Genomic DNA, 15,634 nt, shown 5'->3' with positions numbered 1-15,634 from the left:
GCACGGGGCGCGGCTACCAGGCGCGGGCAGCCGCCCGGAGCCGGTCGCGGACGCGGAGCACATCGGGGTTGGCCTCGGCGCCGGGCCGCTGGACGAGGAACAGGGTGTTCAACGGCGCCTCCTCCGGGTCGTGGAGGAGCGCGAGGCGGCCGGAGTCGAGGTACTCCTGGCACAGCGAACGCGGCAGCACGCTGACGCCCGCCCCGGCGTTGACCGCGGACAGCACGGCGTACAGGTTGGGCACCGTCACCGCGGCCCGGGTGGTGAGCTGCCTGCCGAAGACGGTCCGCCAGTAGCGCCGCACGATGGGCAGGTCCTCGGCGTAGGTGACCATCGGCACCTCGCGCAGGGCGGCGCACAGGTCGCCGTCGGCCCGGGGATCCGCAGCGATGCGCCGGGCCCAGCCCGGGGAGGCCACGAGCAGATACTCCTCGTCGGCGAGCGGGACGGACTCCAACGCCCGGCCGCGAGGGCGCCGGGTCGTGATGACGAGGTCGTGGCGGCCCGACCGCATCTCCTCCAGCAGGGGTTCCGGCAGCCCCTGGGTGACGCGGAGCTGGACGCCGTCGGCGACGAGGGGGACCAGGGCGGGCAGGACGCGTACGCACAGCAGTTCCGACGGTCCGGCGAGATGCACGGGCAGGGTGGGACCGCCCTCAGGGCCGCCGCCCTCCAGGGTGGCGAGGGTGTCGAGCGGGCCCTCGATCCGCGCGGCCAGTTCGTGAGCGACGGGCGTGGGTTCCACGCCGCGCGGCAGCCGCGTGAACAGCTCGCGGCCCGTCTGCTGCTCCAGGGCGCGGATCTGCGCGGTCACGGTGGGCTGGGACAGCCCGAGCGCGGGCGCGGCGGCGGTGAACGTCCCGGCGCGGTAGACGGCCAGGAAGGTGCGCAGCAGGTTCAGGTCGGCATGGGCGGGTAGCCGCCTGCCGGTACCGGTGGCCTCGGGCGTCCGGTTCTCCATGACGCCAGAGTAGCCGCCGGGACACATCGGAGTGTCGATGGCGGAAATCGGCTCTCCTATTGGTACTCCGATGGGCACCGGTTCTAGCGTCGGAGCCACGACGCGGCCGGACCATGCGGACCCACCACCCCGTCACCACCCGTAGGAGCACCTCATGGCGAAGATCCTTTTCCTGATGACCGGCGCCGACCACTGGACGCTGGCCGACGGCAGCAAGCACCCCACCGGCTTCTGGGCCGAAGAGGCGGTCGCCCCCTACGAGGCGTTCAGGGCCGCCGGTCACGAGATCACCGTGGCCACCCCGGGCGGCGTCGTCCCGCCGGTCGACCCGGGCAGCCTGGCCCCCGAGGCCGCGGGCGGCGCGGAGAACGCCGCGAAGATCAAGGCCGTGCTGGAGGGCGCCCCGGAGTTCCGCACCCCGCTGGCGCTGACCGACGTACGCCTCGACGACTTCGACGCGGTGTACGTCCCCGGCGGCCACGGCCCGATGGAGGACCTGGCCGTCGACACCGACTCCGGCGCTCTCCTCGCCCGGGCGGTGGGGTCCGGGCTGCCGGTCGGTGTGGTCTGCCACGGCCCGGCCGCGCTGCTGGCGGCGGTGAAGGAGGACGGCAGCAACGCCTACGCGGGCTACCGGATCACCGCCTTCACCAACACCGAGGAGCGGCTCGCCGGCAGCGCCGACCAGGCGAAGTGGCTGCTGGAGGACCGGCTGACCGAGGCCGGTCTGACGGTCGAGACCGGGGAGCCGTGGGCGCCGCACGTCCGGGTCGACCGCAATGTCGTCACCGGCCAGAACCCGGCCTCCTCCGCCCCGCTCGCCGCCGAACTGCTCAAGAAGCTCCCCTGACCACGCGCTGACGAGCAGCGCGCTCACCAGAAGGACACCCCGCACCATGACCACGCAGCACGCGATCGACTGGCCGCAGAAGTACCTGCCCGGCACCGGCGACAACTTCGTCTCCAACGAGGTGATCGTCCAGGGCATCACGGCCGCCGACGTCTGGCCCTTCCTCACCGACACCTCGACCTGGGAGGGCTACTACGACAACGTCGCGGACATCTCCTTCCCGGACGGGGGCGGCCCCGGGCTGAAGGACGGCCTCGCGTTCCGCTTCGGCACGTTCGGCTTCCCGCCGCTGGACGCCCGTGTCGTCCAGTTCCAGGCCCCGGCCGAGGGCGTCCCCGGCCGGCTGTCCTGGACGGCGAAGCAGGACGGTACGCCCGAGGAGCGGCTCGACGTGCTGCACGCCTGGCTGGTGGAGGACCTGCCGGGCGGCCGGGTGCGGATCCTGACCCAGGAGACCCAGATCGGCCGGCCCGCCGCCGCCCTGGCGGCCGAGCGGCCCAACCCGATGCTCAACGGCCACCAGGCCTGGCTGGACGGCCTCGTCGCCGCCGCGTCCAGGTAGCCGCACACCCCGGGCCTCCCGGCCGCGCACCCGGAGGCCGGGTGCGCGGCCGGGAGTACCGTGGGGGTACCGAGAGCCCTTCGCGCACCGGCCCCGACACCGGTGCCGCCCTCGGCGACCGACGACCCCGGGTCGGGTCCTTCCGTGCCCGGAGCAGGGCTTGCCTCATGACGGTGCACGTTCCGGTCGCGCCGACGACCGCAGAGCCTCCCGGGCGCCGTGCCGTCCCGGACCGGCACGGCACGCGCAGGCAGCCCCGGCCGAGGCCGGAGCGCGGCTCCTCGCCCCGCGAGGGCGCCCGGATCCGTGAGCTGCCCCGGTGTCAGGTCGCGGACCGGCTGGGGGAGCTGGGCGATCTGTACGCGGACACCTCCGGCGGCGGCCCATGGGCCTGGAACGAGGCCCGGGGCGCGTTCCTGCGCCGGCTGACGGCCGACGCGAGACGACCGGGGTTCTCGCTGCTGATCGCCGAGACCACCGCCCTGACCGGCTGCGCCTACGGCTTCCCCGTGCGCGGCGACGGGCCCTGGTGGGAGGGCTTCGACGGATACCTCCCGGGAAGCCTGCTCCGGTTCGCGGGCTCCGGGCGCCTCTTCGTGGTCTGCGAGATCCTCGTCCAGCCCTGGGTGCGCCGGCAGAACCAGGACCGCGCCTGGAACCTCGCCCGGCGCCTCCAGAGGCGGCTGCTCACCGACCACGGCGCCACCATCGGCGTCACGCTGGTGAGCCGCTCCGACGCCATCACCGTCGAGGCGCTCCGGTCCTGGGGGTGGCGGTGCCTCGACGGCGACACCCCGGGCACCACGCCGCCGGGTCCGTTCCGCGTCCTGGTCCTCGGGACCTGAATGGTCCTGGTTGTTACACGGCCGGAGTACGGTGGACACTACAAGCATTTCCGCATGCCGGAATCGACCGGCCCCGGACCGTCGCCTCGTCTCCGGCGAGTCCCACCCGAGCACCTTCCTCCCCGAGCACGTCACCCGTTCTCACTGGGGCAGCCCGTGACCCCGGCCGCGCCATCCGCATCCAGGCCGAGGAGCCCCGCATGCCGTCCGTTCCGGCCACGCCCACGATGAGCTTCCAGGGCGACGTCCCCGTACCGCCACGGCACCCGCCTGCGCGGGCTGCCGCACGCACACGTCGGCCGGCTGTTCCGCGACGACCGGACGCCGCCGACCTCCTTGCCGACCTCCACCACGCCGACCTCACCGGCCCCCGGCACGGCCGAGCGGGTCGCGGCCCGGCGCGCCTGACCTCGACCATTCGCTCTCTTACGGCAGTTGGCAGGAGCTCATCATGACCACCGCACTGCAACCCCAGATCCCCTCCCGGCCCGTCCTGCGGATGCGCCTCGCACCCCGCAGCGGCATGCCCCGGCCCATCGACGGGGCGTGGTGGCCCCGTTCGTACGACCTGCTCGCGGAGCTCCCGTCGCTGCTCGCGGGGCTGCCCCGCGCGTGGGGCCAGATCACCAGCGTCACCGTCAACGGGGCGATGTGGCCCGAGGTGCCCGGCCGCACGCTCGTCTTCAACGAGGTCGTACGACTGCACCGGGCCCTCGCCGCGTCCGCCCCGCACACCGCCGTCCTGCTCGCCCCCGGCCGGGGACGCTGGGACCTGATGGTGGTGCCCCCGGACACGACCGAGGCGGCGGCGGAACCGCTGATGGCGGCCGCCGCGAGCGATCAGGAGTGACGACAGGGAAGCAGGCGAGTGCGATGGCCGACTCCTCCGCCCCGCGCGTGACAAGGCTCCTGCCGGACGCCGTCCACCGGGCCGTCCGGCCCGGGACGGCTGTCGTACGGCTGGAGACGACGCACGACCGGCAGGGCGTGCTCGACGGGGCGTGGTGGCCGCGCTCCCGTGACATCGCCGCCGAACTGCCCGGCCTGATCGCCGCGCTGACCGAGTCCCTCGGGCCCGTGCTGCGGGTCGGTCTGGACGCCGGTGCCTGGGAAGGGCTGCCGACGCGGATGACCATCGACGGCCGTGTCGTCCACATCGACTCCTTCGCGGCGGGTGACGACACCGTCCTCATCACCCGGGGCGAGCAGGATCTCTTCTCCCTCCTCGTGGTCCCGCCGCACGCGACGCCCGACGCCGCGCGCGCGGCCATGTCCGAAGCCGTCCGCGCCGGCAGCGTGACACGGGCCGAACGGATCCTCCTCGACACCGGCAGCGCATAGGCCCTGGCTCCGCGCACGGTCCGTCGGGCCTGTTCGCGGAGTACGCTGAAACGACCGAGGACATTTCGAACACCGGCTGCCAGGCCCGTGTCGTTTTCGGCGATTCAATACGCGGGCCGGTCCCGACCGGCCCGGGGCAGGTCCGCGTCATGACTGCGACCATCTCCCACCCGCCGACGACCGAAGCCGAAGACCGGTTCTCCCCGGCCCCTCCGCGTCTGTCGCTGGCACCCGTCGGCTCCGCCCCGGCCCTGCTGGACGGCGCCTGGTGGCCTCGCTCCCGCGATCTCGCGGCGGAACTCCCGGCCCTGGCCGCCGTACTGGATCCGCTGTGGGGGCGGATCACCCGGGTCACCGTGAATCCCACCCAGTGGCCGGTCGTTCCCCGCAAGGTGCCCGTCGCCGGGCACGTGGTGAACGTGGGCTGGTTCCTGGAGGAGCAGGACCCGCACGAACTGCTGCTGCTCTCCTACCACCTGGGCCGCTGGAACCTCCTGGTCGTCCCACCGCAGTCCACTCCCGAGTCGGCCGCCTGGCTGATGGCCGCCGCGAGCGACCCACGCGGCGTGCTGGGCGCGAGCCGGCTGCTGGAGGAGGCGGCGGCGCGGCTGCGGACCCTGCGCGACGCCGACCGGGCCGTGGAGGCGGTCTGGGACTCCGAAGGCGGGCACGCGGCCCGCGACCCGGCAGCGATTCGCCCCGTCCCGACGGGAAGGTGAGGACAGTGGAGACCTTCGTGACCGTGGCCGCGATCCTGGGGATGATCGTGATCGGGGTCCTCCTCATCCGCCTGCTGAACTCCCAGCACGGCGACCGCATGGCCGCCGTCCACTACGGCCGCTCCGGGATCCCGGTCCAGGGACCGGCTCCGTCGGCCCGGCGCAAGGCGCACGGGCGACTCCGCCTCAGGCACCGCGACCGCGACCATGAGCGTGGGCAGGCGAAGCACGGCTGACCGTCGATCAGTTCGCCGGGCCCGTCAGGGCCCCGTACGCCGCTGCCGCCCGGCCTTCGTCTCCGGAGCCCCGGCCGTTTCGGGGGCGGTCAGGTCGAGGAGGAGCATGGCGTCGTGGTCGGGGGTGCCGGGGTCGGCGGTGTAGACGCCGAGGCGCTGGCCGGGGGTGCCTTCGAGCTGCATGCTCTGGCCGGCGAGGGTGAGGACGCCGACCTCGGGGTGGTGGAAGGTCTTCTGGAGCTTCTTGCGCCCGATGACGTCGTAGCGCTCCCACAGCCCGGCGAAGTCCGGGCTCTTGACGACGAGTTCCCCCACCAGCCGGGTGAGGTCGGGCGCGTCCGGGGCGGTGCCCGCCAGACTGCGGAGCCGGGCCACACAGCCGCGGACCTGCTCGTCCCAGTCGGGGAACAGACCGCGGGCATCGGGGTGCAGGAAGAGATACCGGGCGAGATTGCGCTGCCCCGCGGGCCAGTCGGCGATACCCGCGTACAGGGCGAGTCCGCCGGGGTTCCAGGCGAGCAGGTCCATGCTCCGGCTGATCACGTACGCCGGGCTCGGGCGGAGCGTCTCCAGGATCAGCTTCAGATGCGGACGCACGGTCCGGCTGGGCGGCGGCGAGGGCTCGGGGGCGTACCGGGCGGCCCGGGCCGCGAGTTCGCGCAGGTGCTGGTGCTCGGCGTCGTCCAGGCGCAGCGCCCGGGCGAGGGCGTCGAGCACGGCGGGGCTGGGGCGGGTCTCCTTGCCGCGTTCCAGACGGACGTAGTAGTCGATGCTCATCCCGGCGAGCGTCGCCAGCTCCTCACGGCGCAGGCCGGGCGTACGGCGCAGCCCGGGACCCACGGTGAGACCGACCTGCTCGGGAAGGGTCTGAGTACGCCGCGCCCGCAGAAATTGCCCCAGCTCCGTCCCACCCCCACCCCCACCCCCACCGCTGCTCTGCTCGGATGCCATACGGCCAGTGTCACACCGCCCCGCCCTGCCCGGCGGAGCCGTGGGGGGCCCTGCCATACCCCCTGAACAGCCCGCCCTGCCACCAGGACCGAAAACACGCGAGGCTCGACATCCGCAGCCGACCGACGGCGCTCGCCTGTGTTCGGCGGGTGTGTGTGGCTGCCCTGTCCGGTGTGGCCGATGGTGCCCGTCGGCTCCGGTGGTGCGCTGGCCGTGACGTCGATGACGGCGCTGCTGCTGGAGCGGGTACCCGCCGAGCGCCTCGTGATCGCCGCGAACGTCTGAAAGGACCCCCCCCATGCACCACGTCACCCTCAACAACGGCGTCGAGATGCCGATCCTCGGATTCGGCGTCTACCAGATTCCGCCCGAGCAGACCGAGCGGGCCGTCGCCGACGCCCTGGCCGCCGGCTACCGCTCCCTCGACACCGCCGCCGCCTACCGCAACGAGGAGGCCGTCGGCCGGGCGATCAAGGCCAGCGGTGTCCCGCGCGAGGAACTCTTCGTCACGACCAAGCTGTGGGTCCAGGACCCGGGCGAGGACAACACCAAGCGCGCGTTCGACGCCTCGCTGCGCAGGCTCGGCCTGGACCACCTGGACCTCTACCTGATCCACCAGCCCTACGGCGACGTCTACAGCGAGTGGCGCGCCCTGCAGGACCTCCACCGGGAGGGCCGCGTGCGCGCCATCGGCGTGTCCAACTTCTTCCCGGACCGGCTCATCGACCTGATCGACAACAACGACATCGCCCCCGCCGTCAACCAGATCGAGACCCACCCCTTCCACCAGCGCACCGCCGACCAGCGGTTCATGCGCGAGCACGGCGTCCAGATCGAGTCCTGGGGCCCCTTCGCCGAGGGCAGGAACAACCTCTTCACGCACGCCGCCCTGACCTCCGTCGCCGAGGCCCACGACAGGTCCGTCGCCCAGGTCGTGCTGCGCTGGCTCATCCAGCGCGACGTCGTCGTCATCCCCAAGTCCGTCCGCCCGGAGCGCATGGCGGAGAACCTCGACGTCTTCGACTTCACCCTCACCGAGGAGGAGATGGCCGGTATCGCGGCCCTCGACGCGGGCACGTCCCTGTTCTTCGACCACCGCGACCCCGCCATGGTCGGCAGGCTCGGACGGGTCCGCGTCGAGGACTGACTCACCCGCTACCGCACCGGCTGCCGCCACCACGCGCCCGACGCCTCGCGCAGGGTGTTGGTGCCGCAGTGCACCTCACCCATGCCGAGGTGGTACGTGTACCAGTCGTCGATGTACGACACCTTCATGCCGACCTTCGTGTAGACGGCGTTGACGGCCTCCGTGAAGATGTCCTTGCCGGCGATGACGGGCCCCCACTGGCGCGGGGCGAGGTAGCGGTCGCGGCCGAGGAGCACGCCGTTGACCGCGCCGGGCACGTACGCGCTGGTCTGCACCGTCGCCGGGGCGGCCGCCGCACGCGGGGCCGCCGGGTTCTCGGCGAGCCACTTCTGCTGGCCCCGGTCCCGGAGGCTGTCCACGAGGTCGGACGCGGCGCCCATGCGCGTCAGCCGCGGCACGGGAACGTCCTGGCCCTCGGCGGAGAAGGCCTCCGATTCACGGGTGTACAGCGCGGGCACCCGCACGATCTCCTCGTCGGTGACACCCGTCTCCCGCTTGAGGATCTCCAGGTTGGCCGCGATGCGCCGGGCCGCCATCTCGTTGTCGGACACCAGGTGCCGGGAGGCGAGCGCCTGGTTGATGGTCTCCTTGGGCGCGGGGCTGTCGCTGCGGCCCGGGACGGAGAACATCTTCGTCGCGCCGTGCCCGTCGCGCTTGGCGTCCCGCAGCAGCCGCAGCCCCGACTGCGGGTCGGCGACGCCGATGCGCCAGCCGCGGGGGGTGTCGGCGGGCAGGAACTGCACGAACTCGTCGACGTGCCCGACGCCCAGCCAGGAGGTGTCCAGCAGCAGCGGGTCCTGCATGCCCTGCGACTTGAGCATCGTCCGCATCACCTTCGACGGACGTGCCCCGCTGTCCTTGCGCTCGCCCATGATGATGCGCCCGGCCGGGAAGGAGCGCCCGCCGTGCGCGTAGGGCGGGATGGTCTCCAGGTTGCCGAAGGAGTTGAGCGACCAGTCGTCGGGCTCCGCCGGGTCCTTCACCTGCACGACGCCGATGTCCCGGCCGCGGACCTTCTCGAACAGCTCGCGGCCCGCGTCCCGGTCCGGCTGGGCAGAGCGCAGCATCACACGCATCACCTGCGGCTGCCCGCCAGGACCGCTCATGTTGACGTAGGCCGGTTCGACGAAGTCCTGCGCCCAGGGGTCGGCGTACTTCGTGAACTTGACCAGCGGCGTGGTGACCCCGGCCTTCTTGACCTCCTTGCCGAGTTCGGCGACGAACTTCTGCTGGAGGCGGCTGTACTCGCCCTGGCCCTGGACCTCGGTCACCATCACCTGCTGGGTGTTCTGCAGATGATGGTGGGTCAGCAGCGGTGCGACGCGCAGGGTCACGGCGTCGGAGGTGGTCTTCTGCCCGGCGGTCACCGTCAGCCGGACCACCGCACGGCCGTCCCACTTCGCGGCGTCCCGGACGATGTCGGTGCCCTCGACGCCGAACTCCACCCCGGAACGCAGTTCGGCGGCGGTCAGCCGGGTCGCCGGCGTCACCAGGACCCACTTGCCGTCCCGCTTGAGGAACAGATGGGCGTGCTTGCCGCCCGTGGTGAGCTTCAGGCTGCCCTTGGCGTTCGAGGCCAGGCCGGGCAGGGGCACGGAACGGACCCGGGCGAGGTCGGCGGCGTCCGCGGCGCCGTTGACCTTGGTGTCGGTGCCGTCGTTGCACGCGGCCAGCTTGGCGTCGGACAGGGGTCTGCCGCCCGGCCCCGTGACGGGACACCGCTTGGTGTCGTCGTCGATGTTGGGCAGGTAGACGGCCCCGCGCCCGACCGACCAGGTGTCCTCACCGGTCTTGTCGCTGCCGCCGGTGACATCGACCCGCCCGTCGCGGTTCACATCGGCGCGCAGATCGGCCCGGCCGGCCGTCTCGGCGGCGAACGCGGAGCCGGCCGGCCCGGCCAGCACGGACCCGGCCGCGGCGAGGGCCAGAACCAGCGACCCGGCCGGAATCAGACGTGGACGTATGGGAGTACGTGAACGCACAGCGCGGTCCTCTCGATTGGGGGTGGCGCTGTGCAAGAGGCGGAAGAAGGCCTGTGCGTTGCTTGTGAAGGGGCGGTTGGCGCTCGGCCCGCTCCCGCCGGAGAGCGTGTTCGGACGGCCGGGGCGGGCGCTGCGTCCGTACGACGGGTCCGCGCTCCCGGCACCGGCGAGGTTCGGCGGGCGGGCGGAGACCCTCGACGAGAGTGGCCGGATGCGGTATATGCGGCGTATGGCCGGTGAACGACCGTCCATGCTGACGCGCGTGGTGCTGGCGACGACCATCGGCACCGCGCTGGAGTGGTACGGCTTCATCCTCTTCAGCACCATGAGCGCGCTCGTCCTGAACCGGCTGTTCTTCCCGCCCGGCGACCCGGTCGCGGCGACCCTGGCCTCCTTCGCCACGTTCGCCGTCGGGTTCGCCGTCCGGCCGCTCGGCGCGCTGGTCATCGGGCACTACGGGGACCGGCTGGGCCGCAGACGGATGCTGGTGATCACGCTGGTCACGGTCGGCCTGGCCAGTGCGCTGATGGGCGCGCTGCCGACGTACGAGACCGCCGGGGCGTGGGCGCCCGCGCTGCTCGTGGTGCTGCGGATGATCCAGGGGTTCGGCGCGGGCGCCGAGTACGCGGGCGCCTCCCTCACCCTGGCCGAGTTCGCCACGCCGGAGCGTCGCGGGCGGTACGCCGCGATCCCCCCGGCGGGTGCGGCGGTCGGCGCGCTGCTCTCGGCCGGGGCCGTCGCCGCCGTGGCGGCCCTGCCCCCGGACGACTTCCTCGACTGGGGCTGGCGCATCCCCTTCCTGGTCACCCTCCTCGTCACGGCGACCGGCTTCTACATCCGCGTCAGTGTGGCCGAGAGCCCGATGTTCGAGCAGGTCAAGCGGGAGCGGGGAGTCGCGCGTGCGCCTGCGGTGGAGCTGGCCCGCGGCGCTCCGCGGACCCTCTTCCTCGGGGTGGTCAGCAGCATCGGGCCGAACGTCGCCGCCTACATCCCGGTGGTGTTCGCGCTCGCCTATCTCACCGAGCAGCTCAAGGTCTCCCGTACGGTCACCCTCGTCGGGGCGCTGATCTACTTCGCGTGCAGCGCGGCGGTGACACCGGTGGCGGGGGCGCTGGGTGACGTGCTCGGCCGCCGGGTCGTGCTCGGCTGGGCCATGGTGGCCGCGGCGGCGTTCGCGTTTCCCTTCTTCTGGCTGCTGGACACCGGGGAGGCCGGGTACGTGTCGTTCGCGTTCGGCCTGAGCGGGCTGCTGCTGGGGGCCCAGCTCGGCGCCCAGGCGGGTTTCCTGGCGGACCTGTTCACGACCAGGACCCGGTTCAGCGGAGTCGCCCTCAGCCGCGAGGTCGCGGCGGCGCTGGCGGGCGGCACCGCACCCCTCATCGCGGCCGCGCTGCTGGAGGCGGCCGGGGGAGAGCCCTGGCCGGTGGTCCTGTACATGAGCGTGCTGCTGCTGATCAGCGCGCTGGCGGTGGCGCTGATCCACGGCTTCGGAGGGCACGGGCAGCGGGGAGAGTGAGCCGGCCCGCCGGACGCCGGGTCTCTCACCGGCTCCGGCCCGAGCCGTCCAGGAGATCCCGCAGGACGGACTCGGGGTCGCGCAGTGCCGCCCGGCGCAGCACCTCGTCGTAGCCGCTGTCGCCGAGGAGGCGCCGGGCGGTCAGCTCGCCGCGGTCGCGCACATGCCGCATCTCCGGAGTGCCCCGCTGGGGATGGCCGACGGCACTCCAGTACGCCTCGCCGGCCCCGAGCGCCGTGACGGCCGACTCGGCCGCGCCCTGGGCGGCCAGCACCGAGGCCAGCAGATCGAGGCCGAGGGCGACGCCGAAGCTGTCCCCGAGACGCCGCTTGCCCTCCAGCATGCTCCTCGTGTGCGCCGCCGCCTCCTCCGTGCGGCCCTCGAACACGGAGATCAGGGCCAGTTGATAGGCGGCGTACGAGCGGGTCCACCACTCGCCGTGCGCCACGCACTGCGCGTACAGCTCCTCGGCCTCACGGCGGGAGTGCTCCAGCCGCCCCTCCGCCGTCAGGGCGAAGATCCGGACCAGCCGGCACATGATCCGGCCCTGCGAGGCGAACGCCGGTCCCTGCGCGAGGTCCAGCACCCCGTCGACCAGCCAGCGGGCGGTCAGCGGCCGGCCGCGCAGCAGGTGGATCAGGCCCTCCAGATAGGAGATCCGCAGCAGGCCCTCGACGTCCTGGCGGCCCGCCGCCTCCGCACGGCCCGCCGCCACCAGGCCGCCCGCCGCCTCGTACTCGCCCCGCAGGACGTGCGCCACGCCCAGGGCCCACCGGGCGCGGATCCGGGCGGTGCCGGGCTCCCGGGCCGCACGCAGGGCGGCTTCCACATAGTGCGCTGCCTCGCGGAGATGCCCGCAGCAGCTCCAGAAGAAGGCGACCAGCCCGCTCAAGTCCAGGGCGGCCCCGGGGCGCGTGGCGAGGAGATGGTCGAGGGCGGCGCACAGATCGGCGTGGACGCGGCCGATCTCCCGGTACCGGGACGCCTGCCGCGGCCCGGGCCAGTCGTCGTGCGCGTCCCGGGCGAGCCGCAGGAAGTGCTCGGCGTGGCGGTCGGCGATCTCCGGCGTCGCACCGGCCTCGTCCAGCCACATGCGCCCGTACTCGCGCACGGTGTCCAGCATCCGGTAGCCCTCCGCCCCGAGCGACAGCACGGACTTCGCGACCAGACCCGACAGCGCCGCCTCCAGACCGGCCCCGTCGAGCGGTCCGCCGCCGCACACGGCACGCACCGCCTCGTGGCCCACCACGCCGCGAAACACGGACAGCCGCGCCCACAACAACCGCTCCACGGGCACGCACAGTTCGTGACTCCATCCGATGGTGGTACGCATCGTCAGGTGCCGCGCGGGCCCGACGACCCGGCCGTCGGTGCCTCGGCCTTCGGCGATCCGGTCCTCGGCGCCCCGGCCCCCGGCGCCCCGGCCCCCGGCGCCCCGCCCCTCGGAGACCCGGCCCGTGGCATCCAGACCCACGGCGTTCAGAGCCAAGCGCGAACGCAGTGTGCGCTCGACCTCGGCGATGGTGATGGTGCGCTGCCCCAGATGGCCCGCGACCAGTTCCAGCGCCAGCGGGATGCCCTCCAGCCACGCGCACAGCCTGCCTGCCGTCTCGAGGTCGGCCGGGTCCGTCAGCGGTGCTCCGGCGGCGGCCGCGCGGCGGCGGAGCAGCGTGGTGCCGTCGGTCGCGGCGGGCAGCGGCCCGACGGTGACGAGGAGTTCGCCGGGTACCTCCAGCGGTGCCCGGCTGGTCGCCAGCACGGTCAGCGAGGGGCAGGTCATCAGCAGATGCGCGACCAGGTGCCGGCACGAACTCAGCAGGTGCTCGCAGGAGTCGAGCACGAGGACGGCGTCCTTGTCCCCGAGCCAGACGCAGAGCGCGTCCAGCGGCATGCCCGCCGTGTGGTCGGCGAAGCCGGCGGCGTCCGCGACCGTCGCGGTCAGCAGACGGTCGTCCCGCAGCGGCCACAGCGCCGCCCAGATCACCTCGCGGCGCCGGTCGCCCCGGACCGCGTGCGCGGCGTGCAGGGCCAGCCGGCTCTTCCCCACCCCGCCCACCCCGGTGAGGGTGACCAGGCGACGGCGGCGTTCCAACGCGTCGGCGAGGCGGTCCAGTTCGGCCCCGCGGCCGATGAACTCGTCGGGGATGTCGGGAAGATCGCTCAGCACCCTGGCAGTGTCGCCGCCACACGGCCCCGCCCCGGGGCCCGTTCACCCTTCGGGGTGAAGCGCCCTGCCAGGCCGTGAAGCGCCCCGTCAGGCTGGGGAAGCCACCCACCAGGCCGTGAAGCCCCCCGTCACGCCGGCAGCATCCCCACCGCAGTCGAGGCCGCGAGGCGGTGCCAGTTCGTCTCGCCCCGGAGCATCGCGTGGTCGCCGCCCGGCACGAGGCGTACGTCCGCCCGGGCCCCGGCCGCGCGGGCCCGGGCCACGAACGCCACCGACGCGCCCGGCTCGGTGACACGGTCGCGGTCCCCGTGCAGCACGACGACGTCCTTGTCCCGGAGCTGGGTCACCGGCTCGCCGTCCGGGCACCAGGGCGCCAGCGCCAGCACCGCCCGGACCTGCGGGGAGCCCGCCGCGCGCAGGGCCGCGCGACCCCCCATCGAGTGACCCACGAGAACCACCGGGACGTCACCGGCCCGGCGGGCGAGCTCGTCGAGGGCCCGCCGGACGTCCCGCAGGGCGTCTCCCTCGTCGCCGGCCCCGCCGTTCCAGCCGCGCACGCGATAGCGCACCTCGCCCAGGAAGACCTCGTCGTCCGGCAGCGCCGACGCGACGGCCCACACGAAGGGCCTCATCCGCAGGGCCGCCAGATGCCAGGGCCGCGACGGGGCCCGGCCCTCGGACCGGCCGCCGTGCAGGAACAGCACGGCGGCACGCGGCGCCCCGGGAACCCGGCGCGCCACCAGCGCCCCGGGCGCCCCGGACGCCCTGGGGGTGTCCTCCCGTTCGTGCACCGTCATCCGCGCTCCTCACGTGTCCCCTTCCGGGGATTCCCTTCACGGGTCATCCGTAGCCGGCCCGGCGGACGGATTGGTGGGCCGGGGGGCACGTCATCGTCCCCGATTCCCCGCCCCGTGCCCATACCGTTCGGCCCCACCTGCGTTTTCCATGGGAGCCAGACCAATCCGCCGCCCTCCGGGGACCGGATTACGTCCGGAGACGTCCCGACCACGGAGGACCCCCGTGAAAGAAGCCGTGCACATCGGCGCGAACCCGTCCGCCGAGCCGGATCTGCAAGAACTGGTGGGCCTCGTCGCCCTGGGCGACGAGGACGCGTTCGCCTCGGTGTACGACCTCGTGGCGAGCCCGGTCCTCGGCGTCGTGCGCGCCGTCCTGCGCGACCAGGCGCAGTCGGAGGAGGTGGCCCAGGAGGTCCTGGTGGAGGTGTGGCGCACCGCCCCCCGCTACCGCTCCGACCGCGGTACGGCGATCAACTGGATCCTCACCCTCGCGCACCGCCGGGCCGTCGACCGGGTGCGCTCGGTCGAGGCCGCCGCGGCCCGCGACCACAAGGCCGCCCTGCTGGACCGCACGCCCGAGTACGACGAGGTGACCGAGCAGGTCGAGGCGCGGCTGGAGCGGGAGCAGGTGCGGCGCTGTCTGCGCACGCTGACCGAGATCCAGCGCCAGGCCGTCACCCTCGCCTACTACCGGGGGCTGACCTACCGGCAGGTGGCGGAAGCGCTGACGCTTCCCCTGGGCACCGTCAAGACCCGCCTGCGCGACGGACTCATCCGGCTCCGCGACTGCCTGGGGGTGACCGCGTGACCACCGCCGACCTGCACACCCTGACCGGCGCCTACGCCCTGCACGCCCTGTCCGACGAGGAGCGGCGGGCCTTCCGGCGGCATCTCGCGGCCTGCGAGCCGTGCGCCGAGGAGACCGCCGAACTGACGGCCGTCGCCGCCCGCCTGGGGCTCGCCGCCTCGCTGACGCCCCGCCCGGTGCTGCGCGAGCAGGTGCTGCGCCGGATCACCGCCGTCCGCCAGGACCCGCCCGGCGAGCCGCCCTCGCCCCGCCGAGGCCGTACGGCCTCCTGGGGGCGCCCGCTCTCGCGCTGGGCCCTGGCGGCGTGCCTCGCGGCGGCCACCGCGCTCGGCGGTACGGCGGTGTGGCAGCACCAGCGTGCCGAGGACGCCTTCGACCAGGCCCGGCAGGCCGAACAGGCCACGGACCGGATCGCCGCCGTGCTCGCGGCACCGGACGCCAGGACCAGCACCGCGAAGCTGGCCGACGGGGCCACCGGCACCGTCGTCGTCTCCGAGGGCCGGGACCGGGCCGTGTTCGTCGTCTCCGGGATGGCGGAGCCGCCGCGCGGCAAGGTCTACCAGCTGTGGTTCGACGACGGCGGCACCATGCGCTCCGCCGGGCTCATGGACCCCGGCCGCGCCGACCAGGCCGTCCTGATGCGGGGTGCCGTGGACGGGGCGTCGGGCATGGGGATCACCGTCGAGCCGGCGGGCGGGTCCGAGCAGCCGACCTCGGCCCCGGTGGCCGCGATGGCCTTCCCCGCCTGAGGC

16 protein-coding genes are annotated in these 15,634 nt (G+C 73.8%); 11 read left to right on the top strand and 5 right to left on the bottom strand.

Annotated features, from left to right (window positions below; all coding sequences use genetic code 11):
- Positions 1–13: 13 nt before the first annotated feature.
- The gene (locus KJK29_RS17625) at positions 14–961 is read right to left on the bottom strand and encodes a LysR family transcriptional regulator (RefSeq protein WP_215120115.1); all 948 of its coding nucleotides are present in this window, start codon (positions 959–961) and stop codon (positions 14–16) included.
- A gap of 154 nt (positions 962–1,115) precedes the next feature.
- On the opposite strand from KJK29_RS17625, the gene KJK29_RS17620 reads away from it, so the two are divergent.
- The 7 genes from KJK29_RS17620 to KJK29_RS17590 all read left to right on the top strand — a co-directional run bounded on the left by KJK29_RS17620 (position 1,116) and on the right by KJK29_RS17590 (position 5,514).
- Positions 1,116–1,811 carry a type 1 glutamine amidotransferase domain-containing protein gene (locus tag KJK29_RS17620; protein ID WP_215120114.1) on the top strand — a complete coding sequence of 232 codons (696 nt, stop codon included), beginning with the start codon at positions 1,116–1,118 and terminating at the stop codon, positions 1,809–1,811.
- 46 nt (positions 1,812–1,857) lie between these two features.
- A complete protein-coding gene (locus tag KJK29_RS17615) occupies positions 1,858–2,373 on the top strand; it encodes an SRPBCC family protein (protein WP_215120113.1) in 516 nt (171 codons plus the stop codon).
- Between the two features lie 167 nt (positions 2,374–2,540).
- Complete coding sequence (locus tag KJK29_RS17610) at positions 2,541–3,218, top strand: hypothetical protein (RefSeq protein ID WP_215120112.1); 678 nt, start codon at positions 2,541–2,543, stop codon at positions 3,216–3,218.
- Positions 3,219–3,669: 451 nt separating this feature from the next.
- On the top strand, positions 3,670–4,068 hold the full coding sequence (locus KJK29_RS17605) for a DUF5994 family protein (protein WP_215120111.1): 399 nt from the start codon (positions 3,670–3,672) through the stop codon (positions 4,066–4,068).
- Between the two features lie 23 nt (positions 4,069–4,091).
- Positions 4,092–4,559, top strand: coding sequence for a DUF5994 family protein (locus tag KJK29_RS17600; protein ID WP_215120110.1), 468 nt, complete (start codon positions 4,092–4,094; stop codon positions 4,557–4,559).
- A 149-nt stretch (positions 4,560–4,708) separates the two neighbouring features.
- Positions 4,709–5,278 (top strand): DUF5994 family protein, encoded by a 570-nt coding sequence (locus tag KJK29_RS17595; RefSeq protein WP_215120109.1) that lies wholly within the window; start codon positions 4,709–4,711, stop codon positions 5,276–5,278.
- A gap of 5 nt (positions 5,279–5,283) precedes the next feature.
- Positions 5,284–5,514: a hypothetical protein gene (locus tag KJK29_RS17590; RefSeq protein WP_215120108.1), complete on the top strand. Its 231-nt coding sequence runs from the start codon at positions 5,284–5,286 to the stop codon at positions 5,512–5,514.
- Between the two features lie 24 nt (positions 5,515–5,538).
- On the opposite strand, the gene KJK29_RS17585 is transcribed toward KJK29_RS17590, so the two are convergent.
- Positions 5,539–6,465, bottom strand: a complete 927-nt coding sequence (locus KJK29_RS17585; protein ID WP_215120107.1) for a helix-turn-helix transcriptional regulator — start codon at positions 6,463–6,465, stop codon at positions 5,539–5,541.
- Positions 6,466–6,763: 298 nt separating this feature from the next.
- Between KJK29_RS17585 and KJK29_RS17580 the strand changes: the two genes are divergently transcribed.
- Positions 6,764–7,612, top strand: coding sequence for an aldo/keto reductase (locus tag KJK29_RS17580; RefSeq protein ID WP_215120106.1), 849 nt, complete (start codon positions 6,764–6,766; stop codon positions 7,610–7,612).
- A gap of 8 nt (positions 7,613–7,620) precedes the next feature.
- Here KJK29_RS17580 and KJK29_RS17575 read toward each other — a convergent pair whose 3' ends face one another.
- A complete protein-coding gene (locus KJK29_RS17575; protein ID WP_251057846.1) occupies positions 7,621–9,594 on the bottom strand; it encodes a protein-arginine deiminase domain-containing protein in 1,974 nt (657 codons plus the stop codon).
- 64 nt (positions 9,595–9,658) lie between these two features.
- Between KJK29_RS17575 and KJK29_RS17570 the strand changes: the two genes are divergently transcribed.
- Positions 9,659–11,110 (top strand): MFS transporter, encoded by a 1,452-nt coding sequence (locus KJK29_RS17570; protein ID WP_251058109.1) that lies wholly within the window; start codon positions 9,659–9,661, stop codon positions 11,108–11,110.
- Between the two features lie 25 nt (positions 11,111–11,135).
- Here the strand turns inward: KJK29_RS17570 and KJK29_RS17565 are convergent, their stop codons facing one another.
- Together KJK29_RS17565 and KJK29_RS17560 are read right to left on the bottom strand one after the other, a co-directional pair.
- On the bottom strand, positions 11,136–13,277 hold the full coding sequence (locus KJK29_RS17565; RefSeq protein ID WP_215120104.1) for an ATP-binding protein: 2,142 nt from the start codon (positions 13,275–13,277) through the stop codon (positions 11,136–11,138).
- Between the two features lie 128 nt (positions 13,278–13,405).
- A complete protein-coding gene (locus KJK29_RS17560) occupies positions 13,406–14,074 on the bottom strand; it encodes an alpha/beta hydrolase (protein ID WP_215120103.1) in 669 nt (222 codons plus the stop codon).
- A gap of 223 nt (positions 14,075–14,297) precedes the next feature.
- Between KJK29_RS17560 and KJK29_RS17555 the strand changes: the two genes are divergently transcribed.
- Together KJK29_RS17555 and KJK29_RS17550 are read left to right on the top strand one after the other, a co-directional pair.
- Positions 14,298–14,882, top strand: coding sequence for a sigma-70 family RNA polymerase sigma factor (locus KJK29_RS17555; RefSeq protein ID WP_215120102.1), 585 nt, complete (start codon positions 14,298–14,300; stop codon positions 14,880–14,882).
- A complete protein-coding gene (locus KJK29_RS17550) occupies positions 14,879–15,631 on the top strand; it encodes an anti-sigma factor (RefSeq protein ID WP_215120101.1) in 753 nt (250 codons plus the stop codon). Before KJK29_RS17555 ends, KJK29_RS17550 begins: the two co-directional genes overlap by 4 nt.
- The last annotated feature ends 3 nt before the right edge of the window (positions 15,632–15,634 follow it).

The organism is Streptomyces koelreuteriae, from assembly GCF_018604545.1.
Classification (GTDB): Bacteria; Actinomycetota; Actinomycetes; order Streptomycetales; family Streptomycetaceae; genus Streptomyces; species Streptomyces koelreuteriae.
Note: the sequence above shows the minus strand (reverse complement) of the source record. Positions and strands in the feature narration are given on the sequence as shown.